Consider the following 25,938-nt stretch of genomic DNA (forward strand, 5'->3'; position numbering starts at 1 on the left):
TCAACAGGAGCACGGAATGCGCAAGACCAACGTCAATCTGGACACGGCGCCCTCCCATCGCATTGCGATGATATTGCTGGGCATCGCAGTTACCCCGGTACTGCTTTCTTCTTCCAGTCTCGGAAGCCAATTGAGCAGTTCGGCCCTGATCACCGTGGTGGCCATAGGTAGCCTGATTCTGACGGTGCTGGCCGCCATCAATATGTGCGTTGGTGAGAAGGCTCGGCTTCCCACTTACGGTATCGTCAAGTACCCCTTCGGTGAGAAGGGTGCAGTAGCGATCAACATCCTGATGGCAGTTAGCCTGTTTGGCTGGATTGCCGTGACGGCGAGCATGTTTGGTCATTCGGTACATGATCTTCTCGCGGGTTATGGGATCCATTTGCCCATAACGTTACTGGTCGCCATGGGCTGTGTGATTTTCGTGGCCTCCACGGCCTTCGGATTTGCCGTACTGGGCAAGGTGGCCCAGGTCGCGGTGCCGATCATCTCAGTCATGCTTTGCTACATCCTTTACCGGGCATTTCATGGGCAGGGCGTGCCGTTGGGCGACGTGGGGCAGATGAACACGGGCGTGGCCATTTCCACCGTGGTGGGAACCATCATCGTGCTGGTGACCACGCTCCCGGATTTCGGCAGCTTTGTGCATGACCGCAAGCACGCCATTGTCGCCGCGGTACTGACGTTCGCCATCGCCTATCCCTTGCTGTTCTGGGCGGGTGCGATGCCGAGTGCGCTGACCGGCAAGGCATCGCTGCTGGAGGCCATGGCTGTGTTCGGTGTGCTATTGCCAACGGCGCTGTTGCTGATCTTTGCAACGGTGACGGGCAATGCCGGCAATATGTTCCAGGGTACGCTGGTCGTGTCGACGCTGCTGACGCGTTTTCCGAAGTGGCAGATCACCATCGCCCTTGGCGTGCTGGCAGCCATCGTCGGCAGCATGGACATCATGTCGTGGTTCATTCCGTTCCTGCTGTTCCTGGGCGTGGCGACGCCGCCAGTGGCCGGCATCTACGTAGCCGATTACTCGCTCTATCGCCGCGGCGGCTATGACGAAGCGGCTCTGGCGAGAGAGCCTAAGGTGAAGGTGCTGAGCTTTGTGGCCTGGCTGGCCGGTTCACTTGCTGGGTTTGCTGCCATCAAGGGCGTGTTGACGATAACCACCATTCCCTCATTGGATTCGATTCTCGTAGCCAGCCTTTGTTATGCCCTGCTTAGCCGGCTAAATCGATAAGGTGCTCACTGGCCTGAGATTCTTCTGAAACTGTGCCGAGCGGTGTGTCAACTGGCCGCAGGTGGCGACCACGGGGGCTTTCCGCTTGGTACGGTTTCGGCAGACGGAGGCTGGTCAAATGTTTACTTCAGACGAAAGCATTCGCGTTGTGCGCATGGTTGCCAAATACCAAAGCATCACAGTAGCCGCTGAAAAGCTGCATAAGGTGCCTTCGGCTATCAGTTATACGGTGAAGAAGCTGGAGGAGACCTTTGGCGTGCAGCTGTTCACGCGAAAGGGCTGTTATATCCAGCTGACGTCCGCGGGCGAGTATTTCATCCACCACAGCAAATCCATTCTTGACGATCTCGATGCGCTCAAACGTAACGTCGCCATCGTCGATGCGGGGGTAGAGAGTGAGCTGACGGTGGCGGTCAACAACATCGTTCCACAAGACGAACTGATCGATTTCGTCTGTACGTTTGAAGAGACCTTTCCTTCGTCGAAACTCACCGTGAGTCGAGAGGTATACAACGGCTGCTGGGATGCGCTTTACAGCGGAAGGGCCGACATCGTTGTTGGGGCGCCGCATGCGGTGCCAGCCACCGATGGTGTCGTCAGCCAACCGCTGGGACATATGGAATGGGATTTCGTTGTCGGCGCAGGGCATCCGCTCGCACGCTCGGAACACGTGCTGGAGAACGCGGAATTGCGTCGTTATCCCGCCGTGTGCATTCGCGACACATCTGTAAACCTGCAATGTATGCAGGCATGGTTATTGGAGGGACAGAAGCCGATCTTTGTTTCCGACTTTCCCACCGCAGCGGCGCTGATTGGCCGTAATGCGGCCATCGGTTACATGCCGAGCCATCTCTATCGCTCGCACAGCGGCCTGCCACTGGTGAGAAAGGTCATACGGGAACAGAAGCACGCTACTCGTTTGTTTTTGGCTTATCGGCCCGATGGTATGGGCAAGGCGCGGCGTTGGGCTGTGGACTATCTGTCCCAGCCTGAGCGACGCGATGGACTTTGCGGTGTCGCCCGTAGTTCCTGCAAAGAGCACGCACTGACACCTTAAGTACTGAGTTTTTCAACCCGGCAACGCACGGGATACCGCATCGCTTGCGATCGTGGCAGGACCCGTTTGTCCGCAGGAAGGCGGATTCTGGTGCGTTTGTCTCGACATCCAATGGAGTGGATATCATGAAAACGTTCACCGTCTTCGGTTTCAGGCGAGCATGGTGCGCCGTGCTACTGGGTTGGGCGTGTGTCTCGCCCGCGTTTGCAGAAACCGACCTGCCCGCGCCCAAAGTGCATTTCTATGGGCTGGTCGACGTGTGGGGCGGCGCTCAAAAGTTCCCAGGGGGAAACAGCGAGTCGCTGATTTCCGATGGCGGCATGTCGACCTCGTACTGGGGTGTCGGTGCGAGTGAGCAACTTGCGGAAGGTTATAAGGCCGTCGTGACGCTCGAAGGCTTCTTTCGTCCCACGGATGGCGCGTATGGCCGATTCGATGGCGATACCTTCCTTTCGCGCAGCGCCTATGCCGGTATCGAGTCTCCATACGGATCGCTGTACATCGGGCGCGTGACGACCCCGCTCTTCATCTCCACGATTCTGTTCAATCCGTTTGTGGACTCCTACGGGTTCTCACCGATGATTAAGCAGACCTATCTCGGCGTGGGCTCTTATCCGAGTTATGCGACCGATCAAGGCGTGGCGGGCGACTCCGGCTGGAGTAACGCGCTGCAGTATCAATCGCCGGAATTTCACGGCCTGAAAGGCAATGTCACCTATGCCTCGGGCAACTCGTCGGAGCATCACGGTGCCAAGAAGGTCGCCGCACAGCTGATGTACGCCCACGGTGCCTTTGCGGCCACCGGTGTCTACCAGTACATCAACTACAACGGCCAGCCGGGCGACCTCGGCCAGATTGTGCCGGGTTGGACCAGTCAAAGCGTGGCGCAGCTTGGCGCCTCTTATGACTGGAAGGTGGTGAAGTTGTTTGCGCAATACATGCATACACATAATCAGGCCAACCAGGGTCACTGGAACGTCAATACCGGGCAGGTGGGCGTATCGGTTCCGGCCGGCAAAGGTTCGGTGCTGGCGTCTTATGCATATTCCAACGACTCGGGCGGCATGGGACAGACACGACGCACCTGGTCGCTGGGCTACGACTATCCGTTCACCAAGTACGTCGATGCTTATGCAGCCTATATGAACGACAAGATCAGCGATCAGTCAGGTGGGTACACCGTCGGCGTGGGTTTGCGCGTGAAGTTCTGATGCGCTTCTGACGCCCGCATGCCGGCACCTTGCGTGCCCGGCATGCAGCCATGGGGATTATTCGGCGCTTGCGTCGGCCGCGTCGTAAACGCACGAAAGCACCGCCGCCGCTGCGGCATACAGCGTGGCGGGTATCTCTCGCCGCAATCGCAACGAGGCGAGCAGGGCTGCCATCTGCGGATCGTGATGCAACGGAATGCCCAGTGCGCGTGCGCGCGCCAAGAGGGTTTCCAGCGATTCTGGCGGGAGGCTGGCGGGTGGTGCGGCGTCGCTTGGGCCGCCTGACAGGCGGAGGGAGACACGGCGCTGGGCGGGCGGAAGGGACGTGGTCATGCCATGGTCTTCAACAGAATGGCGCTATGCGGACTGCTCGACTGCGGCAGTCCTTGCTGGCAGCTGAGCTGATCCAGAATCAGCCCGACGGTATTGAGCTGCTGGCGCAACGCACCGAATTGCTGCTCCAGCCGCTGCACGGTTTCACCGCGTTCGGCCCACAGGCGTACGGCAAGCCGAAGGTCGCGCAGCTGTAGCTCTCCCTGCACCGGACCAAGTGCTGGCAGATCGAGCGCGAATCCCAGTGTCCAGGCCGTGGCGCCGCTGTCGGGGTCTACGGTCTGTTGCAGTTGGATCTGCAGGATGTCGCGTCCGCCTTCGCCCTGCAGCGGTATCTCAATCATCCACGCCGGTACCGTGGTGGCCTCCAGCTGGGCGACTTCGACTCGCGCCAGGGCCGCGTGTACTTCGCCGTGGAGCCGGCTAAGCAAAGCGTCGACGTCGTCGTTGAGCAAGGCGGCCGGCAGCATCACGCGCGGTTGCGCCTGCGGTCCGCGCTGTTGCAGTGGCGGCGGTGTCTCGCTGCCGCTGTCGACAGCGGGGCGGCGGGCGGGCAAGTAGTCGTCGAGCAGGCTGGCCAGGCGCAGTAAGGCACCTTTCCAGTCCTCTTCGCTCAGTACGGCCATGTCGACCTGTGGTTGTGCCAGCTGCGATTCAAGGAACAGACCGCTGCGATGGATGGCTTCCTCGAGCCCCTCGCCGCGTGTGACCTCAGCCGGCGTGCGCACGCCGTGCTCCAGTAAAGCCAGCGCGGGGCGCAGATACGCGGGAAGCTGGCGCAGGGCGGGGCGTTGGGCGAGCGCATCGAGCGTGGCCAGCAGTGGGGCATAGCCGTTCTGCTGCGGCAGGCGCTCGCGTAGCGCCACTTGCATGGCGGGCTCGGCCGTCTGCGGCGCGATCACTTCCAGCTGTGGCTGCGCGCCAAGCGTGAGTACGCGCACCTGAAACTGCGAAGGCAGTTGGCTTCGCGGCGCTTCCGTCTCCACCGCCAGCGCGCCGATCTGCAGCACCAGCATGCCTTGCGGATTGATCCCCAGCGGGCGCGCGGCCAGCACGGTGCCAATGCGCCAGCTCTCCGCTGCGCTGCCAGAGGCAGCACCGGCCCAGGTAAGGGCAGCGAAGCTGGTGGGTTGAATGATCAAGCAAGGCTCCTTGCGGATGGAGCGTCGCGCATGCGCCCGTCCGTGCTTTGGGCATCGGCCCGTTCGGCGAGAACTTGAGCGGATTTTTGTCGGGCGCGTCACAGGCTCACGGAGCATGTGGCGGCTAAAGCGCCGCCTGCTATGGCCGATAAACCACCCGTAGACGTCCACACGGTGGACCGGGGAACAGGTGCGATGGGCAGCAAATCGGTGCAGAGCAAGGGTGGTGGCCAGGCGCGCGTGATCGCGCTGCCGGCCGATTTTCGTCTCGCCGGTTTGGCCGACGTCAAAGCCAGCCTGCTCGAAGCGCTGGACGCGCCGGCAGTGCAACTCGATGGCACCGCTGTAGAGCGCGTGGATACCGCCGCGCTGCAGCTGCTGCTGACCTTCCGCCGCGGTGCGGCGGCGAACGGAAAAACGCCGACCTGGTCGGGCGTAAGCGACGTCATGCGTGACGCGGCCGGGGTGCTCGGCCTGGTCAAGGCTCTGGAATTGCCGGCAACGATGCCGGCCTGAAACTGAGGTGGAAGATGGCAAAGATTCTTGCGGTGGACGATTCGGCTTCGATGCGCGGCATGGTGGCTTTCACCCTGCGTGGCGCCGGTCATGATGTGAGCGAGGCCGAGAACGGCCAGTTGGCACTGGACGCGGCTCGCGGCAGCAGCTTCGACCTGGTTCTGGCCGACGTGAACATGCCGGTGATGGACGGCCTCAGCATGGTGCGCGAGCTGCGCACGATGCCTGCTTACAAGGGCGTACCCATCCTCATGCTGACCACCGAGTCGCATACGGACAAGAAGATGGAAGGCAAGGCAGCTGGCGCCACGGGCTGGCTGGTGAAGCCGTTCGATCCCGAACAGCTGCTGGCTACCGTCAAGCGCGTGCTGGGCTAAGCGTTTCCTTCAGAGAGCATCACCATGAGCAAGGCCGGTCTGGCGCAGTTCCAACAGGTATTCATCGAGGAGAGTCTGGAAGGACTCGATACGATGGAGTCGTCGCTGCTCGCGCTGGACAACGGTGGCGATGCGGAGCTGGTACACACCATTTTCCGCGCGGCACATTCGATCAAGGGCGGCGCGGCCACCTTCGGTTTTCCGGAGATGTCCTCGTTTACGCACGAGGCCGAGTCGTTGCTCGACGAGGTGCGCAGTGGCAAGCGCGCGATCGACGGCAGCATCATCGAGCTGTTGCTGCGCACGGTGGATTGCCTGCGCGGCATGTTCGCCCGCGCCCAGGCCGGCGAACCATTGAACGATGCGGTGGCCGAAGGCCTGCGCAACGAGCTGGCCGTTGCTATGGGCCGCGGCGTGCCTGCCGGTGACGTGCAGGCTCGTCGCGCCGAGGATCAGGCCGACGCCTGGATCGTTCGTTTTCGCCCCCACCAGGGCATGCTGGCGGGCGGCAACGATCCGTTGCGCCTGATCCGTGAATTGGCTGGGCTGGGCGAACTCGACGTGACGCCGGAGTTCGACCGGCTGCCGGCCTCACTGGCAGCGCTCGAGCCTACCGAATGCCATCTTGGCTGGACCATCGAACTGAAGGGCCCGGTCAAGCGCGCGGATATCGTCGCGGTGTTCGACTGGGTGGAAGGCGAATGCGATCTCGCCATCGAGGCAAAGCACGTCGTTGCGCCGGTCGCACCGGCCGCTGCGGCTGCGCCGGCAGCAGCCGCACCTGCAGCGAATGTCGCTGATGCGGGCGCGGCTCGCGCGCAGCGTGAGGCAAGCGCGGAGTCCAGCTCGGTGCGCGTGTCGATCGACAAGATTGACGGACTGATCAATCTGGTGGGCGAGCTGGTGATTACCCAGTCCATGCTCGACACCTTCCGCGAAGGCGATATCGACGCCTCGCGGCTGGCCATGCTCGAGCATGGCCTGGCGCAGCTGGCGCGTCATACGCGCGAGTTGCAGGAAAGCGTCATGGGTATCCGCATGCTGCCCATCGCCTCCGTCTTCAACCGCTTTCCGCGCATGGTGCGCGATATCAGCCAGAAGCTCGGCAAGCAGGTAAAGCTGGAGCTGATCGGTGAACAGACCGAGCTGGACAAGACGGTGCTGGAGAAAATCGGCGACCCGATGGTTCACCTCGTACGCAACGCCATCGACCACGGGTTGGAAACGCCGGACAAGCGCCGTGCCGCCGGCAAACAGGATACCGGCACGCTCACGCTGCAGGCCTCGCATCGCGGCGGCAGCATCGTGGTGGAAGTCTCCGATGACGGCGCCGGCCTGAACCGCGATGCCATCGTCGCCAAGGCGATCCAGCGCGGCATCATCGCCAGCGGCGAGGGCATGAGCGACGAAGCGGTGGCTGATCTGATCTTCCAGCCGGGGTTCTCCACTGCCTCGGTCACCACCGATCTTTCGGGGCGCGGCGTGGGCATGGACGTGGTTCGCCGCAACGTGGCCGACCTGGGCGGTGCTGTCACTATTCGCAGCACGCAGGGCAAGGGCAGTGTATTCACCATCACCTTGCCGCTGACGCTGGCCATCATCGATGGCCTTACCGCGGCGGTGGGCGATGAGCGCTACATCGTGCCGCTGGTGTCCATTGTCGAGTCGGTGCAGCTGAAGGGTGAGGCGGTGCGCAGCGTGGCAGGCGGCGGCGAGCTGTTCCGCTTCCGCAACGACTACCTGCCGGTGATCCGTCTGCACGACATGTTTGGCTGCGAAAACGCCGTACACGCCATCGATGAGGGTCTGATGGTGGTGGTGGAAGGTGAAGGTACGCGCGTCGGCTTGTTTGTCGACGGGCTGATTGGCCAACAGCAGGCGGTGGTGAAGTCGCTGGAGGCCAACTATCGCCGCGTGCAGGGTGTATCGGGCGCCACCATTCTGGCGGATGGCTCGGTCGCGCTGATCGTGGATATCGCGGGTCTCGTGCGCATGCAGGGGCGCCGCAAAGCGGCCTGACGCGACATCGCAAGCGGCGGCAGGAACAGGGGGCCGCCCGCAACAACCTCAAAAAAAGATTCAGTCGCGACAGGAAGCCGCGACCGCCGGCCTGCGTGCCGGTGAAGAGCAGTGCAGGGAATGAATCCGGGCAATCGCATCCCGCCCTTTCATTCTGAAGGTTTCCCTATGAAGTCCCCGTGGCAAATCGTCGATCACCTTGGCCTTCGCGCCAAGGTGTGGCTGGTAGTCGCCTTTGTGGTGGCCGGGTTGTTGACGCTGACGATTATCTCGGCCGTGGATAGCCGCCGCCTGCAGATGGATGCACGCGTGCGTGCACTGGCTGACGAAGTCGGCACGGCAGAGAGTCTGGTGGAAAGTTTCCACGACCGCGCACAAGCGGGTGAATTCAGCGATGAAGAAGGTCGCCGGCGCGCCATGATCGCGCTGTCGGCGTTGCGCTGGAACGACGGCAAGGGCTACGTGTTCGTCTTCGACTCGAACTACGTGATGCGGATGCACCCCATCATGCCCAAGCGCGTGGGTACCAACATCGAAAACGATGCCGACGTCACGGGCAAGCATTTCTATCAGTACATGCTGGCGTCTGATCGGAAGGATGGCCACGGCGCCACCGAGTACATCTGGCCGATCCCTGGCAGCAAGGAGCCCGAGCACAAGATCACCTACACCGCCTGGTACAAGCCATGGGATCTGCACATCGGTGCCGGTGCCTATTTCGTCGACATCGACGCGCAGTTTCGTCAGGCGCTGGAAGGCAGCTTGCTGCGTGCTCTGCTGGTCGGGCTGTTGGTGATTGGCGTGGTCTGGCTGTCGATGCGCAGCATTCGTCGCAGCATCGGTGGCGAGCCGTCGTTCGCGCTGGCCATGGCGGCGCGCATCGCTGATGGTGATTTGACGGGCAAGGACGGCGCCCATGCCTTTGCACCGGGCAGCATGCTCGATGCGCTGCAGCGCATGCGCACCAAGCTCGTGGAGATCGTGCGCGAGGTACAACAGGGTTCGCAGGTTGTATCCACGGCTGCGCAGCAGATCTCGCGTGGCAACGATGATCTTTCACAGCGCACGCAAGAGCAGGCCTCCAGCCTGGAGGAAACGGCAGCCTCGATGGAGGAAATGACCTCCATCGTGCGCCAGAGTGCGGATAACGCGAGCCACGCCGATCAGCTGGCGCGCACCGCGAGGGCGCAGGCGGAGCGGGGCGGGGAAGTGGCCGGCCGGACCAGTGGCGCCATGCGCGAGATCGAGTCGGCGAGCCGCCAGATCACCGATATCGTGCAGCTGATCGATGAGATCGCCTTCCAGACCAACCTGTTGGCCTTGAATGCCGCAGTGGAGGCAGCGCGTGCGGGCGAACAGGGGCGCGGTTTCGCCGTGGTAGCGGGCGAAGTGCGCAACCTGGCACAGCGCAGCGCCAGCGCAGCCAAAGAGATCAAAAGCCTGATCGGCGATACCGTCGAGAAGGTACAGGCCGGTTCCGCGCTGGTGGCGGAGTCCGGCGAGGTGCTGGCAGGCATCGTGGTCAGCGTAAAGCAGGTCACCGATATCGTGGCCGAGATGGCGGCTGCCGCGCAGGAGCAGTCTTCCGGCATCGATCAGGTCAATCGTGCGGTGATGCAGATGGATGAGGTCACCCAACAGAACGCCGCCCTGGTGGAGGAGGCCGCCGCCGCTGCGCGCGCCATGCAGGAGCAGGCTGATGAGCTGGCGCAGCAGATCCGCTATTTCCGCCTGCATGAGCAGGGCCTCAATCCCCCGCGCCTCAAACCCGCATCGCCGGTGATGCCCAGGACGCCCACAGCGTCGCGCCCGGTGGCCGCTGTCGCGACTGGCTGGAACGAGTTCTGAAAGGCTGCGCTCCTGCAGGGCAGCCCATCGAGACCGCGTTTCCCGCTCAAGTTTCCCTGTTTTCCGCCGAATCAGCTTTTGAAAGGGGCCCGGCAGTTGGCCCCGACCACGAGGCAACCATGTCCGATAACACCCGGAGCGAGGCGCTCCCGACGCAGTACCTCACCGTCAACCTCGCCCATGAGGAATACGGCATCGACATTCTGGCAGTGCGCGAGATCCGCGGCTGGACGCCGGTCACCCGCATTCCTCAGGCGCCGCATTACGTGTTGGGCGTGCTCAACCTGCGTGGCGCCATCGTGCCGGTGATCGACATGCGCCTGCGATTCGGCCTGGCGCGCGAAGCCTACGGCGCCACCACCGTCACCGTGATCATCACCGTCGCCGGCCGCAACTTCGGCGTCGTGGTGGATGCCGTGTCCGACGTGCTGGATGTGGACGCCGCCGCCATTCGGCCGGTGCCTGACATGGGCACCACCGTGGACACCGAATACCTCAAGGGACTGACCTCGGCCGGCGAGCGCATGGTGCTGCTGCTGGACGTGGACAAGCTGTTGCAGCCGCAGGATGCCCAGATGCTGGAAGCGGCACTGCCTGCCGCCTCCGATGTGAAAGCCGTGGCCTGATCGTTACCGCAGAAAAGTGGAATCATCATGAAGAAATTCGCACTCAAAGTCCCCGCATTGTCCGTCCGCAACCGGATGCGCGCCGTGCTTGGCCTGCTGGGCCTGATGCTGATCGGTGGCGCCATCGTTGGCCTCGGCGGCATGCAGCTGCAGAACGATGGCATGGGCAAAATCTACGACGAAGAGATCGTGCCTGCGCAGCTTATTTCGCGCATCTCGCAGCGCTCGCAGATGTCCTTCATTCTGTTGGGCGAATCCGGCACGCTGCTCGGTAAGCCGGACCAGGTGAAGGCCAAGCTGGCCGAGTACGACAAGCTTCAGGTGGAAGTCGAAGACCTTAAAAAGCAGTTCGACGCCGTACCGATGAGCGACGCCGTAAAGAAGAATTACGCCGACTGGCGCTCCACGGATGCCGACTACAAGGACGCCAAGGATTCGCTGATTGATGGGCTCAAGCAGGGCGACACCAGTGCTCCCGAGCTGCTGGAGATGCAGGTGCGTCCGCTCATGATGCAGCGTCAGGACGCGCTGGCGAAGCTGGTGGACGCACAGCGTGCCGATGCCAAGGCCATCTACGATGCGCAGGTCTCGCGCTACCACCTCATCCGCGCGGTCAGCATCGTCGCGCTGCTGGCTGGCCTGGCGGTGGCGGCTGCCATGGCTCTGCTGATGATGCGCTCGATCATGAGTGCACTGGGCGTGGCCGTGAAGGTCTCGCACGAAATCGCCGGTGGCCGCCTGGGTCATGACATCCAGGTGAGCAGCAAGGACGAACTGGGCGAACTGTTGACCGCGCTGCGCACCATGGACGAGCGCCTTGGCACCATCGTGGGCGAGGTACGCCACGGTGCCGGCTCGGTGAGCTCGGCCGCGCAGCAGATCGCGCGTGGCAACGATGACCTGAGCCAGCGTACCCAGGAGCAGGCATCGAGCCTGGAAGAAACCGCCTCGTCGATGGAGGAGATGACCTCCACCGTCAAGCAGAACGCCGAGAACGCCAGCCACGCCAACCAGCTCGCCGCCGCTACGCGCCGTCAGGCCGAGCACGGAGGCGAAGTGGCCTCGCAGGCCAGCGCGGCGATGCGCGAGATCAACGACTCCAGCCGCAAGATTTCCGAGATCGTCAGCCTGATCGATGAGATCGCGTTCCAGACCAACCTGCTGGCACTGAATGCGGCGGTGGAAGCGGCACGTGCCGGCGAGCAGGGTCGCGGGTTCGCGGTGGTGGCGACCGAAGTGCGCAACCTCGCACAGCGCAGTGCGGGTGCGGCCAAGGAGATCAAGGGACTGATCAACGACAGCGCGGAAAAGGTGCGCGTGGGTTCGTCGCTGGTGGACCAGTCGGGCAAGGCGCTGGCCGATATCGTGGACAGCGTGAAAAAGGTCACCGACATCGTGGCCGAGATCGCCGCGGCCAGCCAGGAGCAGTCCGCTGGCATCGATCAGGTGAACCACGCCGTGCTGCAGATGGACGAGATGACTCAGCAGAACGCTGCGCTGGTGGAAGAGGCGGCCGCTGCGGCCCGTGCCATGCAAGAACAGGCGGGTGAGCTGGCCCGTCAGGTGAGCTTCTTCCAGCTAGGCCAAAGCGGCGCCGAGACGGTGTCCGAAGCGGCTCGCTCCAAGACAGTGATGGCCGAGGCCGAGGCCGTGTTCGCCGCCGTGCGCAGCACCAGCGCGGCGCCGGCGCGTGCGCCGCGTGCTGCAGAGGCCGCTGACGCTGGCGTCTGGAAGGAGTTCTGAGCATGACCGTGTCCGCCACGATGGATAACAACACCGCCGTGGCGGGCATGAATGGCCCGACCTTGGGCGACAGCGAGTTCGGCTTTCTGCGTACGTTTGTGTACGAGCATTGCGGCATCTCGCTGGGTGAGCACAAGCGGCAGCTGGTGCAGGGGCGCCTTCTGCGCCGCCTGCGCGCACTGAAGCTACGCGACTTCCAGAGCTACTGCGAATTGCTGAAGCGCGATCCGCACGGTGAGCTGGGCGAACTGGCCAGCGCCATCAGCACCAACGTCACCGCCTTCTTTCGCGAGTCGCATCACTTCGATCTGCTTACCAACGAACTGCTGCCGCAGTGGATCGCCGAAAAGAAGAAGCAGGGTGGCCGCCTGCGCATCTGGTCGGCTGGCTGCGCTACGGGCGAGGAACCTTACACGCTCGCCATCGTGCTGGCCGAGGCGCTGGAGAAGCACGGCAACATCGATGCGAAGATTCTCGCCACCGACCTGTCGCCGCAGGCATTGGAAACCGCCAAGAAGGGCGTGTATCCGATTGAACGCCTGGAAGGGGTGAGTGCTGAACGCCGCCGCCGCTGGTTTCTCCGTGGCGAGGGCGAGTATGACCAGTTCGCCTGTGTACATCCGCGCTTGCGCGAGCTGGTAACCATTCTGCCGCTGAATCTTCTGCACGACTGGCCGATGCAAGGTCCGTTCGACGCGATCTTCTGCCGCAACGTCGTCATCTATTTCGACAAGCCCACCAAGCAGCGGCTGTTTCAGCGATACGCTGGTTTGCTGCCTGAAGAGGGTTATCTGTTCCTTGGCCATTCTGAGTCCATGTATGGACTCAACGACAGCTTCGACCTGATAGGACGCACGGTCTACCGGAAACGCAGTGCATGAGCGTCCCTGCAGTAAATTTTCCCGCCGGCGCCAGTTATGACCCGGCGCGCGTGTTGCCTGGTTTCGAGCATCTGCGCCGCTTCTGGGATCCGGCGCAGGCCTGCGTCACCGTCAAGGTGTTGCCGGGTGAGTACTACGTAAGCAAGCAGAGCGAGATGATCTCTACGGTGCTCGGCTCTTGCGTGTCGGCGTGCATCTACGACCGCCAGCGTGGCATCGGTGGCATGAATCACTTCATGCTGCCCGAGCCGATGGGCGGCGAGCGGGGCGGTTGGGCCGATACCGTGGGCCGTGCGGCACGTTACGGCAACGACGCCATGGAGCAGCTGATCAACGCCATTTTCAAGGCGGGTGGTCAGCGCGCAGACCTGGAGGTCAAGGTATTCGGTGGGGGCCGTGTGCTGGCCACGATGACCGACATCGGCCAGCGCAATATCGCCTTCGTCCGGCGTTATCTGGAAGCCGAACGGCTGGCGGTGCGCGCGGAAGACCTGGGCGATGTGCACCCGCGCCACGTGCAGTTTTTTCCCACCACCGGCAAGGTCCGCGTGCGCCAGCTGCGTGGCCGCACCGATGGGGTGCTGGTGGATAGCGAGCGGTTGTATCTCAAGCGTTTGGCAAACGATCCGATAAAGGGAGAGGTGGAACTGTTCTGACGCGCCGGGCGCGAGGCAGGTTCACCAGGCAAGTATCCGGCGCCGGCACGGGCCAGCAAGTGGGGGCGTCATGCACCCACGTTGCACGACGAAGGCGAGACGAATAGCAATGGAAAGAGTACGTGTCCTGGTGGTTGATGATTCCGCACTGGTGCGGAAGCTGCTGTCGACCATGCTTTCGTGCGATCCGGGCATCGAAGTCGTCGGTACGGCGGCGGACCCGCTGATTGCCCGCGAAAAGATCAAGCAGCTCAATCCCGACGTGCTCACGCTCGATGTGGAAATGCCGCGCATGGATGGCATTACCTTTCTCGAGAACCTGATGCGTCTGCGCCCGATGCCGGTGGTGATGGTGTCGTCGCTCACTCAGGAAGGCGCGGAAGTCACCCTGCGCGCGCTGGAGTTGGGCGCCGTGGATTTCTTCACCAAGCCCAATACGGATCTGGCCAGCACGTTTGCCGAGGGTGCTCAGGAGATCTGCGGCAAGGTGAAGCTGGCCGCGCTGGCCAGGCCGCGTCAGCGTACCGCGGTACGCAAGCTCGACGTGCCGCCGCGCCTTTCGGCGGATGCCGTGTTGCCACGCGCGCAGAGCGCCGGCACGCGCGGCGGCAGTCCGATCATTGCCATTGGTGCATCCACCGGTGGCACCGAAGCGATTCGTGTGGTGCTGGAGGCGATGCCGCCCGATGCGCCGCCGATCGTCATCACCCAGCACATTCCAGCCGCTTTCAGTGGTCCGTTTGCAGCACGCATGGATACCTGCTCGGCGATGCGCGTGTGCGAGGCACGCGATGGCCAACCGATCCAGCAAGGCCATGCGTACATCGCACCGGGCAGCCAGCACCTGCTGGTGATGTGGGACGGCGCCAAGTACGTATGCCGCCTGCATGACGGCCCGCCGGTGAATCGTCACAAGCCGAGTGTGGACGTGCTGTTCCGCTCCATGGCAGCCAGCGTCGGCAGAGCCACGGTAGCGGCGTTGCTTACCGGCATGGGCGATGACGGCGCGCGCGGTCTGCTGGAACTGCAGCAGGCGGGCGCGCGCACGCTGGTGCAGGACGAAGAATCGTCCGTGGTGTGGGGTATGCCGGGTTCGGCGTGGAAGCTCGGCGCCGCCAACGAAAAGTTGCCTCTTGATCACATCGCCGCGCGCCTGCTCGCGCTGGCGCATCAACCCATTCCCCGGGCCGTTGCAGCGGCCACCTGATCTGCGGATATCTTCATGGACGCTTTCTTCTCCTTCCTGCGCGTGCGCCCGGTCATGGGCCTGATCGCCAGCGCCGTGGCGCTGGTGCTGACGCTGCTGTGGCCATCGGCGTGGTTGGCGCCGGTGCTGATCGTGTTGCTCGCGGCGACGTGGATCGTCGAGCTGCGCCGCGCGGCGCCGGGCGCCGAGCCGGTGATCGAGGCGTCGCTGGAACACCATGCGCCGGTGCGTGAGGCGCTGGAAGAAGTGCGCAGCTCGCTGGTCGACGAACTCGGCCATGCCACGCGCGAACTGCATCAGGCGCTGGATCTGCTGCGCGATGCCGTGTCCGAGCTCGGTGGCGGCTTTGACGGTCTCTCACGCAAGACGGGTATGCAGCAGTCGCTGCTGCGTCAGATCATCGATGCGCAGAACGAAGGCGTGTCCGTGCAGGACTTCGCCGCACGCACCGGCGACCTGCTCGAGCATTTCGTGGGCATGGTGGTGCAGATGTCGCGTGAAAGCCTGCGCATCGTCTATCGCATCGACGGCATGGCCAAAGAAATGGATGCGGTGTTCGGCCTGTTGAAGAACGTCAACACCATCGCCGAAGAAACCAATCTGTTGGCGCTCAATGCCGCGATCGAGGCGGCGCGTGCCGGGGAATCCGGCCGCGGCTTCGCGGTGGTGGCGGGCGAGATCCGCAATCTTGCCAGCCATTCCAATCAGTTCAATGAGCAGATCGGCAGCCACGTCGAGCGCGCTCGTACGGCGATGGAGCAACTGCGCGGTCTGGTCGGCACGATGGCTTCGCAGGATCTCAACGTGGCGCTGTCCGCCAAAGGCGGTATCGACGCCATGATGGCCCACGTTACCGAGAGCGACGCGCGCACCAGCGCCGTGGCTGATCAGGTGGTGGAGATCAATCGTGGTCTCGGTACTGACGTGTCGACGACCATCCGCTCGCTGCAGTTCGAGGACATTCTCAGCCAGCTCATCAACCAGACGCGCGTGCGACTGGTGGAGCTGCAAGAGATCACCACGGAATGCACGCGCGATATCGAAGAGCTGGCCTGCAACCCCATCGACGCCGAGCTGCTGGCGCAGCGCGCCGAACGTGTGCGCAACCGTCTGGCCATCCAGCGCGAGAAGGCGCGCCTCCGCTCGCGCGGCCCGGCGCTGCAGAACTCCATGGATGCGGGCGAGATCGAACTCTTCTAAGGATGTAAGCCATGAGTCTGACTGTTCACCACGATCACGAGCTGGATTGCGTCACCCTGCAACTGGGCGAACGCTTTGATTTCACGGTGCATCGCGATTTTCACGATGCCTGCCTTGGTGGTACTGCCGCACGCAGCTACGTCATCGATCTGGGCGAAGTGTCGAGCATGGACAGCTCCGCGCTGGGTATGCTGCTGCTGCTGCGCGAACACGCGGGCGCCGACCGTTCGGAAATCCGTATCGTGAACGCCGGGAGCAGTCTGCGTGGCACGCTGCGCGTGGCCGGTTTCGACAAGCTGTTCGTCCTGCACTGAAGAGCGGGTGATGTCGCTCTGTCTTTTGTTCGATTGACGCTACCCACCGGCGGGCGTAGCTTGCGCCCGCCAGAGTGACTGCGCCTCCTGCTGGGCGCCTGGCATGTCCATGCAGGCGCAAGCCTCGCCGCCCTCGCCCCGCGACTTGCGTATGCGCGTTACCCACGCGCAAGGTTCGCCGTTTGCGGATTCGCCACGCCGCCCACGGCTCAGGTCGCTGGAGCGTATTGGGCGAAATCAGTCACTCGCCGACGCAGGGAATGCCCACACAGACGGCCTCTGAGGGCAATGCCGCCTTGGGGTTATCGATGACCTGGCAGGTAACGGAGGGTGTGTCATGGCAAAAAGCATTCGGTTCGGCGTCACGTGCGCGGCGACGATGTTTGCCTTGGTGTGCGCCGGGGCAGTGTTTGCCCAGGACATGGTCAAGGTCGCGCCGAAGAACAGCAAGGTATTGCTCGACAACGACCAGGTTCGCGTCATCGAGGTTTCGTTGAAGCCGGGAGACACGTTGCCCATGCACTCCCATCCGGCGAACGTGGTCTATTTCATCACCGGTGGCAAAACCAAGACGACAACGTCAGAAGGCAAAGTGACCGAGACGGAGCACAAGGCCGGTGAGGCGATATGGAGTGAGCCGATAACCCACAGTAACCAGAACACCGGTGCGGCGCCGGAGCGGGCGCTTGTTGTAGAGCTGAAGACGGCCAAATAGACCTGTGACGCCGACGGGCGGTCGACTCGGGCAAACCGTGTCGGCCGGCCCACTGCGGCTCGCTGATGCCAGTCGGGACGCGTTGCGGCACACATTTCACGCTGCATTTCCGGATTATGCTCGCTGCCCAGGGGTGGTCTTGGGACCATGGATACCGAGGGGCAGGACATGACGTCACGAGTGTGGTGGTTGCTGGCGGCTGGCGGTGTGGCGATCTGCGGCGTGTTGGGTTGGTCTGTTTATCTGTCGCGCGCAACGCCGGCAGTGCGGGTGCAGGCACCTCACATGGTGCGAACAAGACCGATGAAGCCGGCTTTCACGGAGGTCGAGCTGCAGACGTTCTTGCAGGAAGCACGTCAGGCAGAGGCGATAGCTGATCCATTGCAGCGCTGCCTGGCCTACCCAGAGCCACCGGGGGTGAATTGGTCAAAGGATGTCACGGCGGCGTATTGCCACTATGGGCTAGACCCTGCCATCAATGGAAAGGACGCGCGTGAGTTGATCGAGCACGGGCGTGTCCACGAGCTTGAGGAACGGCTTGCCGACATCAAGCGGGCTCAGTTCTCCGAGCCGGGCGCACAGAACAAGCTCGACCGCACCTATAACATCGTCTTTGCTGATGGCTCGGATGGCGCGCGCGCTCTACTGGACGCATGGAAGCGCCAGTCACCCGACAATCCGTATGCGTTGGCCGCGAGTGGCTCGGCTTACGTGGCCATGGCGCAACGCCAGCGTGGCTCCGGTTATGCCAAGGACACCCCTCAAGCGTCTTTTGAAGCGATGCACCGGTTGATCGAACTCGGGCGCGACGATCTTGATCGCGCGGCCGCGCTGGATCCGCAGATGACGCCTGCCTACAACGCCATGCTTATGGCTGCGGGGCTCGACAGCGACGGCGCCTACGCAGCCGATGCAGCGAAGCGTGCGCTGAAGGTGGACCCGGCAAGCTACCCCGTGTATGCGCGGCTAGCATGGATGAGCCAGCCGAAATGGGGTGGCACGGTGCCCCAGATGCAACGCGTGATCGATCAGGCGCAGCAGCATGCCTCGCAGAATCCGATGCTGCGTCTGCTGCTTTCAGAGCGTAGTGGTGGCGAAGAGTATGTGGAGAACTGCGCTTGCGATCCATTCGCTGAGGCGGAGATGTATCGGCATGTTTTTGCCGAGGCCGCGCCAACGCGCATGCTGATGAGGGCGGGCTGGGCTGCGCAAGAAAGGAGAAACATCGCCTTATCCGCGATTTATCGATCGGAACTGTTGCGCTTTGATCCCAGCGAGCTGGATCAACGGCAAAGCCGTGCCTTTCTTCTCATCGAGCTTGGCCAGACGGAATGGGGACTTGCCGAAGGCAATACACTGGTCAAGCTGGCACCGCGTGAAGAGGATTCCTACGACGTACGCGGCCAGGCTTATCGCGCACTGGGTGACGCGGCCCATGCGGCAGAAGATTTCGAGCAAGCCCTACGCCTCAATCCTACCGACACGTGGACGCTCTCTGCGCTGGGTGACCTCTACGTCAACGTGACGCATGAGTGGGACAAGGGCTGGGTCATCGCTAATCGCCTTTTGCAGCAGTCACCGGATGAGCCACTGGGCTGGATCTTGCGAGCCACAATCCAGAAGTCGCAGCCACGCGATGGCCTGGATGAGACGATCCGCCAGTTCACCGAACGATACGGCAACGATCCGACCAAGCAGCCAGTGCTTCAGCAGCTGCAGGCGATGAAGTCGCCTTAAGGCCTTGCGCGGCGGCTAGCAACGCGAGTCACCCGCCTCAGCGAGACCCATGTCATCGGCATCCGCTGAGCTAACGCCGTTGCGTCCATCGAACTTGGTGCGGTACATGGCTTCGTCGGCCTGGCGCACCAGAAGCTCGAATCGCGAATCGGCGCGCGCCATGGCGACGCCGATGCTGGCCGTGACCGGAATGGGTTGGTTATCGATGCGCGCATGGGAGTGCGCCAGGGTGTGGCGCAGGCGTTCGGCGACATCCAGGCCTTGAGCCAGAGTGGCGCCGGGCAGGGCCAGTACAAACTCTTCGCCGCCGTAACGGCTGGCGAGATGGCCGGGCCAGTGGGTAACGTCGCGCAGAACGGCGGTAACGTGGCGAAGCACTGCGTCGCCCGCGTCATGGCCCCAGCGGTCGTTGATCTGCTTGAAGTGATCCAGATCGAAGATCAGCAAGGTGAATGGCTGGCCACGCTGCTGGCATCGCGCCAGACTCGCGCGCCCTTCGGCCACAATGGCGCTGCGATTAAGCAGGCCGGTAAGTCCGTCAGTGCGCGCGGCGCGATTCAGATCCACCATCAGCCGCTCGGTGATCAGTTGCAGCAGCGCAAAGTACGAGGCCAGTCCGGTGAGTATGCCGATCACATAGGTGGCTGCGACTGGCGTGCCGGCCAGCATGATGTCCTGACCCGAGCTGGGGTCGAGCGGCATAAAGGAGCGCACCAGGTAAAACATGCCGTTGCACAGCATCACCGCGGCGGCGATGCGGCAGCTGATCCGGATGGCGGGCGCGCAGTAGCGCAACAGCAGGTAAGCATAGGCAAAGTTGAAGGCCATGGCCTGCAGGCTGCCTATCATCAGGCGCGTGCCGAGACTGGGGGTGACGTAGGCAAACCACGCCATGCATCCTGCGTAGGCAATCACCAGGCAGCCCGGCCACCGCCAGCGCCATGGCAAGCCAAGGTGGTGGGCGATGCCCCTGAGCGTGAGCACGTTGGCCAGCACCAGCAGGCCGTTACCGAGCACGATCGATAAGCTATTGGGGATGTGGTTCCGCAGCCCGATGAGCGTGATCCCGACCGTGCCGATCCAGATGCTGGCCACCCAGATGCGCAAGACGGTCTGGGTGTACAGAACGGTCATCAGTGACGTGAAACCGATCGAGGCGCCTATGCCCATCAGAAGACTGACAAGGGTCAGGGTCGGTATGTCTAGATGCATGGCGCTCCCTTTTGCCAGCACGCCCCCTGTGGCCCATGGGGTGCGCCGGGCCTCGGCCGAGGCTGGCGGATCGACGTGACCGTCATTGGTCAAGAAGCATATCGGATCGAAGAGCAAAAACTTGAACTGCGTCACACAACTGACGTCACTGGCGGGTGGGCCAAAAAAAAAGGCCCCTTGCGGGGCCTCAAGCAAAGCAATGGGTTAGGGCCTGCTCACACTATCCGTGTGGCCCGCGCCGGGAGCTTTTTGCCCGCCAGACAAGGAAGAGTGAGGAAGTGTATGTCGATACACGCCCGAGCGATGACGCAGGATGGCGGGCAAAAAGACCCGGCCCTACGGGTTGCTTGTGCGTGGCCGTCATGCGGCAGCGCGCGGCTTGACCTGGCAGCCAGCCAGGCCTGCGCCACGCACTACCACCTGACGGCCACGCACAAGCAACGCGGGCTACACGGATAGTGTGAACAGGCCCTAGGGCATTACCAGGTACGCACGTCGGCCACGCCGACGGTGTACGACTGCATGTCCGGATCGAAACGGAACAGGCGGCCAAGGTCGAAGTCGACCGACTGGCCCGGTGCAATGTTGGTGGTACCTGCCGGCCAGCCCTTCTTGGACTGCAGCACCTTGCCGGTGCCGTCCTTCGCGTCGATGGAAATCTGCGCGGCGGCGGGCTGCGCGCAATGGTTAACCAGCTGGCCGCTCAGGCTCAGGCGGGCGCTCATGCCGCTGCCGACGACCTTCATCTTGAAGTCCTGCACGGCGAAGTCGGTGGGGGCGCAGGCAGCGTGGGCAGCCAGCGGGGCAAACAGGAACAGGGCGGAAGCGATCAGGGTCTTCATGGGCGGAATCCGTCGATGGGGTCAAGTCGAAAAGAGGAACGACAAGACAGGCATCGGCGCTTCCGCCGGAATCTTTAACGGAGCTAACGCTTTGCGTTCAGCTTTGCGCGAGCAGGTCGGTGTGTTCGATAAACCACAGGCCGGCGAATAGCTTGGGATCGATCGAGTAGCCTTCCGCTGCGCGGGCGAACAGCCAGGAGCCCGCCTCTTTGCGCGGCACTTCGTGCACGACGATGTTCTCGCTCTCATCGCCGCCGCCGGGGCCGACCTTGACCAGATCCCAGGCGCGCACGAAGGCAATCATTTCCGTGCTCATGCCTGACGACGACGGGCCCTCGTGCACGAATTGCAGCCGTCCACAGCGGTAGCCGGTTTCTTCTTCCAGTTCACGGCCAGCAGCGAGCAGGGCGTCTTCGTCGCCGTGCTCGTGCAAATCACCCACCAGGCCGGCCGGCATTTCGATCGTGTGCTTCAGGATGGATACGCGGTACTGCTCGACGAACAGCACGTTGTCTTCCGGCGTCACCGCCAGAATGATCACGGCGCCACCCGGATTGTTGCGCTCGGCATACTCCCAGCGGCCGCGCTTGCGCAGGCTCAGCCATTTGCCGGCATAGAGGGTTTCCACCGGTGCATCGGCATCGACGGGAGCATGAGCGTGGGGGTGATTCATCGGCGTGGCCGCTGGGCAAGAGGAGAGTCCTGCATGTTGCCGCTTCGATATGTCAGCGACAACCGCGCGCTGTCAGTCGGCCACAGCAAGTTCGATGGGGCGCGGCCTGATACGCACAGCCCAACTCACGCCGGCCACCAGCAAAGCGATGCCGGCGAAGGTGAGCGAGCCGGGTGCATGGCCGCGCAGGGCAAAGGCGTAGCCGAGCGCAGCAAGCGTTTCGAACACAATCAGCTGACCGGCCAGCGCGGTGGGCAGGCGCTGGCTCGCTGCGTTCCAGCACAGCGTGCCCAGCCAGGAAGCGAACAGGCCGATCGCTGCCATCAGCCCGACGAAACGCCATGGATGGGGGCCAAAGGGCATGGCGAATGGGCTGTCGCTCAATCCCATGAACAACCACACCATCGCGTAGCCCGCCAACGCGAGCGGCAGTGTGGCGATGCCTTGTGCGGTAGCCCAGGTGCGCGGACTGCGTTCGGCATGCTGGCGTAGCCAGTCGGCGTTACGCAGTGGGTACCACGTCCAGCAGGCCACGGCGCCGCAGGCCAGCAACGCGCCGCGCGCGTAGCGCCACAGATCGCCGGGAGCATGCTGATTCAGCGCGGCGAGCTCGGCGCGATTGACACAGGCGATGCCGGCGCCAATCAACACTAGTGAGGGCACGAGCTGGCCCCATGGCAGCCGTCCATCCCGACGGGCGTCCCGGACGTTGGCGGTGATCGCGATCACCACAGGCAACGTGCCGATGATCATGGTGGGCAACGGCGCACCGGCGAGCTGAATCGCGCTGGCAAGGCACACGTAGTACAGCAGGTTGCCGATGGCGGCGAGCTTGAGCGCTTCCATCCAGTCGGTGCGGGACAGTGTGCGCAGGGCACGACGGTCGATCCACGCCAGCGGCAGCGCAATGAGGCCAAAGGCGAGATAGCGCCCCACCGATTGCAGCGCCGCCGGATACTCCGGCAGCAGCAACGGGCTGATGAATACCAGACCCCACATCAGGCCGGCAGTGAGTGCGTAGAGAATGCCTGTCCACATGGGGATAGCGTGATGGAATCGAGCGACGCTGTCTTGTATCAGATTGCGATCTTCTCGCGACTAACCTGTGTCGCGCACAGGGTGCGCGACACAAGCTGCCTCAGTGCTTAACTCAGCAGAGCCTTCAGACGCGTACGCGTCAACGGACCGAAGCGAAGGCGTTCACACAGCGCGTCCATCGTCGCCATCTCACCCTGACGGCGACGCCATGCATCCACTTCCGGCGCCACCGGCGCATCCAGCGCAATGCGCGTCAGCCGGCGATAGAGCCGCGCCGCTTCGGCATGTTCACGCAGTTTGGCCGCGCAACTGGCGGCGCCGCGAATACGCAGGAAGGGCACCTCATCCACGCGATCGAGCAAGGCATCAAGGTTGCCGAAGTGCGCCAGCAGCGCGGCTGCCGTCTTCGCGCCGACCCCGGGGACACCGGGAATGTTGTCCACCGCGTCGCCGCACAAGGCGAGGTAGTCGGCCACCTGATAGGGATGTACGCCCATGCGTTCGTGGACGCCTGCCGGTCCCCAGCGGGTGCCGCGCGCGTAATCCCATTGCTCGTCGTACTCGCCCAGCAGCTGGCCGAAGTCTTTGTCGGCCGACACGATCACGCTGCGGAAACCATGGCCGCGCAGGCTCCAGAGTGCGCTGCCAATCAGGTCGTCAGCCTCGTAGGTGTGGTCGATCAACACCGGTACGCCCAGCGCCTCGGCCACTTCACGGCACAGCACGAACTGGCGTTCCAGGTCGGGTGGCGGCAATTCGCGGTTGGCTTTGTATGCCGGGTAGATGGCGTTGCGGAACGACGTGGTCAGCGATGCATCGAATGCCACCGCCAGATGCTCGGGCTTCACACGCTCAAGCAGTTCACACAGAAAGCGCGTGAAACCATGCACGGCGTTGACGGGATGACCTTCCGCATCCTGGAACTCATCCGGCATCGAATGCCAGGCACGGAACACGTACAGGCTTCCGTCGATCAGATGGACGGCTGGACGGCTCATGGCGTCCACGTGCGCAGCACGTCGGCCAGTTCGGGGCGATCGCGGTCGGGCACGTCAATTTGCGGCGTACCGATGTGCACAAAACCCACCACGTGTTCGTTGTCCGCCAATCCCAGGATGCCCGCTGCCTCTCTGTTGTACGCGGCCCAGCCGGTGAGCCACTGCGCGCCGTAACCCAGGGCCTGCGCGCCGAGCAACAGGTTGTAGGCCACGCAGCCGACACTGAGCTTCTGCTCGATCACCGGCACAGTGCTGGATTCGTCGATATGCGCAATCGCGGCCACGACCACCGGTGCGAAGTCATAGCGCGTGCGGTCCTTCTCGCGCTTGGATTCGGGCATGTTCGGATTCACGCGCAACGAGAGCTCAGCCAATCGTGCGCCGAACGCGAGCTTGGCCTCGCCTTGCAGCAGGATCAGCCGGAACGGCACCAGCTTGCCGTGGTCGGGCACGCGGATGGCCGTTTGCAGCAGCGTCTGCAATTCATCGCCAGAGGGGCCCGGGCCGCCGAGCTGGCGGGACGGGACCGAATGGCGCTGCTGCAAGAAGGAAAGGGGATGGGACATGGGGTGGTCCGTAGTGCAAAGCGTCCATGCTACGCCCCCCGGGGGAGTGGGGGTAGAAGTGAGGCGTGAGAGAGGGCGGGCCTCTTCGTTGGTGCTCTATCAGGCGGTGAGACGGAAGGATCCCGGCAGCAGCGCTTGCACCGTGGTCTCCTGCATGTCGCCGGCGAGGTTGCCGAGCAGCACCGGCATGGTTTCGGCGCACAGTTCGGCCATGACCTGACGGCAGGCGCCGCAGGGGCTGATCGGATCCGGGGTGTCGCCGATCACCGCCAGGGCGGCGAAATCGCCCGGCCGGTAGCCGGCGGCCACGGCGGAAAACAGCGCCGTGCGTTCGGCGCAGTTGCACAGGCCGTACGAGGCATTCTCAACATTGCAGCCGGAAAAGGTTTGGCCATCGCGGGTCAACAGGGCGGCGCCCACCAAAAAGCGCGAATACGGGGCATACGCCTGGTCACGCGCCTTGCGCGCCTTGGCCAGCAGGACATCGGAAGCTACGACAGCAGTCATCGGGATCTCCATAGCGGGACCCCCTCGTCACGATGCACTCGTCGCCGGTGGCGGGCCAGTTAACCCCGTTCGGCCGGTGAGCTGCAAGTGCACCCTTGCCGAATGGATCACCGCCTCCCTACGATGGGCGGACCTATCCGCAGGGGATGCACGATGCCAATCACCGTGGCTGCATTGCGCGAAACCGCCGCCGGCGAACGCCGGGTGGCGATCACGCCGGAGGTGGCTAAGAAGCTGCGCGGCAAGGGCGTGCGTGTGCTGCTTGAGCGCGGCGCTGGCGCCAGCGCCGGGTTTCCTGACGACAGCTACGCCGAGGTGGATTTCGCCGATGCCGATAGCGTGCTGGCCCAGGCCGATGTGCTTGCCTGCGTGTTGCCCCCCGATGACGGCATGTGGTCGAAACTGCGCGAAGGCACCACCGTCGTCGGCCAGCTTCGGCCTTACGGTGCGGCCGCCCGCATCGTGGCGATGGGCAAACGCAAACTCACGGCTTTTTCGCTGGAGTTGCTTCCGCGTACCACGCGCGCGCAGGCGATGGATGTACTGAGTTCGCAGGCCGCGGTAGCGGGTTATCGCGCCATGCTCATCGCCGCCGAGTCGGCACCCAAGTTCTTCCCCATGCTCACCACCGCCGCGGGCACCATTCGCCCCTCGCGCGTGCTGGTCATCGGCGCCGGCGTGGCCGGTCTGCAGGCAATCGCTACAGCACGCCGATTGGGTGCGCAGACCGAAGGTTATGACGTGCGCCCGGAAACTCGGGAGCAAATCGAATCGCTCGGCGCAAAATTTGTCGACGTTGGGGTGAGTGCGGCCGGTAGTGGCGGCTATGCGCGTGAGTTGTCAGCGGAAGAACGCGCTGCGCAGCAGCAGGCGCTGGCTGAGCATCTCAAAGCGGTGGATGTGATTGTGACGACCGCTGCCGTGCCGGGGCGGCCGTCGCCCAAGATTCTCACTACTGCCATGGTCGATGGCATGAAACCCGGCGCACTGATTGTCGATCTCGCCGCCGAGGGCGGTGGCAACTGCGAACTCACCAAGCCAGGGGAGCGCGTGGAGCATCGTGGCGTGGTCATTCTTGGTCCGCTCAACCTGCCGGCGGGTGCGCCGCTCCATGCCTCGGAAATGTTTGCCCGCAATGTCTACAACTTCCTCGAGTTGCTCATACAGGGCGATGCGCTTGCGCCCGACTTCCATGACGAGCTGATCGCCAAGAGCTGCGTTACGCGTAACGGCGAGCCGCACTTTCAGGGCTGACGGGTAACTCTTGAATACAGGCGAAAAAAAAC

The 25,938-nt window shown here is 63.3% G+C and carries 26 protein-coding genes; 17 read left to right on the forward strand and 9 right to left on the reverse strand.

The window, feature by feature from the left end; all coding sequences use genetic code 11:
- Nucleotides 1-16: 16 nt before the first annotated feature.
- The 3 genes from OQE56_RS08695 to OQE56_RS08705 all read left to right on the forward strand — a co-directional run bounded on the left by OQE56_RS08695 (nucleotide 17) and on the right by OQE56_RS08705 (nucleotide 3,502).
- Nucleotides 17-1,234, forward strand: coding sequence for a cytosine permease (locus OQE56_RS08695; RefSeq protein ID WP_267223533.1), 1,218 nt, complete (start codon nucleotides 17-19; stop codon nucleotides 1,232-1,234).
- Nucleotides 1,235-1,352: 118 nt separating this feature from the next.
- Nucleotides 1,353-2,291, forward strand: coding sequence for a LysR substrate-binding domain-containing protein (locus tag OQE56_RS08700; protein WP_267223535.1), 939 nt, complete (start codon nucleotides 1,353-1,355; stop codon nucleotides 2,289-2,291).
- 125 nt (nucleotides 2,292-2,416) lie between these two features.
- A complete protein-coding gene (locus tag OQE56_RS08705; protein ID WP_267223538.1) occupies nucleotides 2,417-3,502 on the forward strand; it encodes a porin in 1,086 nt (361 codons plus the stop codon).
- 57 nt (nucleotides 3,503-3,559) lie between these two features.
- On the opposite strand, the gene OQE56_RS08710 is transcribed toward OQE56_RS08705, so the two are convergent.
- The gene (locus OQE56_RS08710; protein ID WP_267223540.1) at nucleotides 3,560-3,835 is read right to left on the reverse strand and encodes an EscU/YscU/HrcU family type III secretion system export apparatus switch protein; all 276 of its coding nucleotides are present in this window, start codon (nucleotides 3,833-3,835) and stop codon (nucleotides 3,560-3,562) included.
- Nucleotides 3,832-4,977, reverse strand: a complete 1,146-nt coding sequence (gene fliK / locus OQE56_RS08715) for a flagellar hook-length control protein FliK (protein WP_267223542.1) — start codon at nucleotides 4,975-4,977, stop codon at nucleotides 3,832-3,834. The genes OQE56_RS08710 and fliK overlap by 4 nt, the downstream gene beginning before the upstream one ends.
- 141 nt (nucleotides 4,978-5,118) lie before the next feature.
- On the opposite strand from fliK, the gene OQE56_RS08720 reads away from it, so the two are divergent.
- The 13 genes from OQE56_RS08720 to OQE56_RS08780 all read left to right on the forward strand — a co-directional run bounded on the left by OQE56_RS08720 (nucleotide 5,119) and on the right by OQE56_RS08780 (nucleotide 18,816).
- Complete coding sequence (locus OQE56_RS08720; protein ID WP_267223544.1) at nucleotides 5,119-5,493, forward strand: STAS domain-containing protein; 375 nt, start codon at nucleotides 5,119-5,121, stop codon at nucleotides 5,491-5,493.
- A gap of 14 nt (nucleotides 5,494-5,507) precedes the next feature.
- Nucleotides 5,508-5,870, forward strand: coding sequence for a response regulator (locus OQE56_RS08725; protein WP_267223546.1), 363 nt, complete (start codon nucleotides 5,508-5,510; stop codon nucleotides 5,868-5,870).
- Nucleotides 5,871-5,894: 24 nt separating this feature from the next.
- Nucleotides 5,895-7,889, forward strand: a complete 1,995-nt coding sequence (locus OQE56_RS08730) for a chemotaxis protein CheA (protein WP_267223548.1) — start codon at nucleotides 5,895-5,897, stop codon at nucleotides 7,887-7,889.
- Nucleotides 7,890-8,057: 168 nt separating this feature from the next.
- Nucleotides 8,058-9,737 carry a methyl-accepting chemotaxis protein gene (locus OQE56_RS08735; protein ID WP_267223550.1) on the forward strand — a complete coding sequence of 560 codons (1,680 nt, stop codon included), beginning with the start codon at nucleotides 8,058-8,060 and terminating at the stop codon, nucleotides 9,735-9,737.
- A gap of 119 nt (nucleotides 9,738-9,856) precedes the next feature.
- The gene (locus OQE56_RS08740) at nucleotides 9,857-10,363 is read left to right on the forward strand and encodes a chemotaxis protein CheW (protein ID WP_267223552.1); all 507 of its coding nucleotides are present in this window, start codon (nucleotides 9,857-9,859) and stop codon (nucleotides 10,361-10,363) included.
- Nucleotides 10,364-10,390: 27 nt separating this feature from the next.
- Nucleotides 10,391-12,106, forward strand: coding sequence for a methyl-accepting chemotaxis protein (locus OQE56_RS08745; protein WP_267223553.1), 1,716 nt, complete (start codon nucleotides 10,391-10,393; stop codon nucleotides 12,104-12,106).
- Between the two features lie 2 nt (nucleotides 12,107-12,108).
- Entirely contained in the window at nucleotides 12,109-12,987 is an 879-nt protein-coding gene (locus OQE56_RS08750) for a CheR family methyltransferase (RefSeq protein ID WP_267223555.1), read from the forward strand.
- A complete protein-coding gene (gene cheD, locus OQE56_RS08755) occupies nucleotides 12,984-13,643 on the forward strand; it encodes a chemoreceptor glutamine deamidase CheD (protein WP_267223556.1) in 660 nt (219 codons plus the stop codon). The genes OQE56_RS08750 and cheD overlap by 4 nt, the downstream gene beginning before the upstream one ends.
- 109 nt (nucleotides 13,644-13,752) lie before the next feature.
- Nucleotides 13,753-14,850, forward strand: coding sequence for a protein-glutamate methylesterase/protein-glutamine glutaminase (locus OQE56_RS08760; RefSeq protein WP_267223557.1), 1,098 nt, complete (start codon nucleotides 13,753-13,755; stop codon nucleotides 14,848-14,850).
- Nucleotides 14,851-14,865: 15 nt separating this feature from the next.
- On the forward strand, nucleotides 14,866-16,050 hold the full coding sequence (locus OQE56_RS08765) for a methyl-accepting chemotaxis protein (RefSeq protein WP_267223559.1): 1,185 nt from the start codon (nucleotides 14,866-14,868) through the stop codon (nucleotides 16,048-16,050).
- A gap of 11 nt (nucleotides 16,051-16,061) precedes the next feature.
- A complete protein-coding gene (locus OQE56_RS08770) occupies nucleotides 16,062-16,364 on the forward strand; it encodes an STAS domain-containing protein (RefSeq protein WP_267223561.1) in 303 nt (100 codons plus the stop codon).
- 337 nt (nucleotides 16,365-16,701) lie between these two features.
- Nucleotides 16,702-17,079 (forward strand): cupin domain-containing protein, encoded by a 378-nt coding sequence (locus OQE56_RS08775; protein ID WP_267223563.1) that lies wholly within the window; start codon nucleotides 16,702-16,704, stop codon nucleotides 17,077-17,079.
- A gap of 168 nt (nucleotides 17,080-17,247) precedes the next feature.
- The gene (locus tag OQE56_RS08780; RefSeq protein WP_267223565.1) at nucleotides 17,248-18,816 is read left to right on the forward strand and encodes a tetratricopeptide repeat protein; all 1,569 of its coding nucleotides are present in this window, start codon (nucleotides 17,248-17,250) and stop codon (nucleotides 18,814-18,816) included.
- A 15-nt stretch (nucleotides 18,817-18,831) separates the two neighbouring features.
- Here the strand turns inward: OQE56_RS08780 and OQE56_RS08785 are convergent, their stop codons facing one another.
- The 7 genes from OQE56_RS08785 to cdd form a co-directional block, all read right to left on the reverse strand.
- Nucleotides 18,832-20,028: a GGDEF domain-containing protein gene (locus tag OQE56_RS08785; RefSeq protein ID WP_267223567.1), complete on the reverse strand. Its 1,197-nt coding sequence runs from the start codon at nucleotides 20,026-20,028 to the stop codon at nucleotides 18,832-18,834.
- Between the two features lie 479 nt (nucleotides 20,029-20,507).
- On the reverse strand, nucleotides 20,508-20,870 hold the full coding sequence (locus OQE56_RS08790; protein ID WP_267223569.1) for a hypothetical protein: 363 nt from the start codon (nucleotides 20,868-20,870) through the stop codon (nucleotides 20,508-20,510).
- Nucleotides 20,871-20,967: 97 nt separating this feature from the next.
- Complete coding sequence (locus OQE56_RS08795; protein WP_267223571.1) at nucleotides 20,968-21,543, reverse strand: NUDIX hydrolase; 576 nt, start codon at nucleotides 21,541-21,543, stop codon at nucleotides 20,968-20,970.
- A gap of 72 nt (nucleotides 21,544-21,615) precedes the next feature.
- Nucleotides 21,616-22,581 carry a DMT family transporter gene (locus OQE56_RS08800; RefSeq protein ID WP_267223573.1) on the reverse strand — a complete coding sequence of 322 codons (966 nt, stop codon included), beginning with the start codon at nucleotides 22,579-22,581 and terminating at the stop codon, nucleotides 21,616-21,618.
- Nucleotides 22,582-22,688: 107 nt separating this feature from the next.
- Complete coding sequence (locus OQE56_RS08805) at nucleotides 22,689-23,579, reverse strand: 5'-3' exonuclease (protein WP_267223574.1); 891 nt, start codon at nucleotides 23,577-23,579, stop codon at nucleotides 22,689-22,691.
- Complete coding sequence (locus OQE56_RS08810; RefSeq protein ID WP_267223576.1) at nucleotides 23,576-24,145, reverse strand: nitroreductase family protein; 570 nt, start codon at nucleotides 24,143-24,145, stop codon at nucleotides 23,576-23,578. Before OQE56_RS08810 ends, OQE56_RS08805 begins: the two co-directional genes overlap by 4 nt.
- Before the next feature lie 99 nt (nucleotides 24,146-24,244).
- Nucleotides 24,245-24,652: a cytidine deaminase gene (gene cdd / locus OQE56_RS08815; protein WP_267223578.1), complete on the reverse strand. Its 408-nt coding sequence runs from the start codon at nucleotides 24,650-24,652 to the stop codon at nucleotides 24,245-24,247.
- Between the two features lie 153 nt (nucleotides 24,653-24,805).
- Here cdd and OQE56_RS08820 point away from each other — a divergent pair, with 153 nt between their 5' ends.
- Nucleotides 24,806-25,906 carry an NAD(P) transhydrogenase subunit alpha gene (locus OQE56_RS08820; RefSeq protein ID WP_267223580.1) on the forward strand — a complete coding sequence of 367 codons (1,101 nt, stop codon included), beginning with the start codon at nucleotides 24,806-24,808 and terminating at the stop codon, nucleotides 25,904-25,906.
- Nucleotides 25,907-25,938: the final 32 nt, after the last annotated feature.

This window comes from Dyella silvae, from assembly GCF_026421305.1.
Classification (GTDB): domain Bacteria; phylum Pseudomonadota; class Gammaproteobacteria; order Xanthomonadales; family Rhodanobacteraceae; genus Dyella; species Dyella silvae.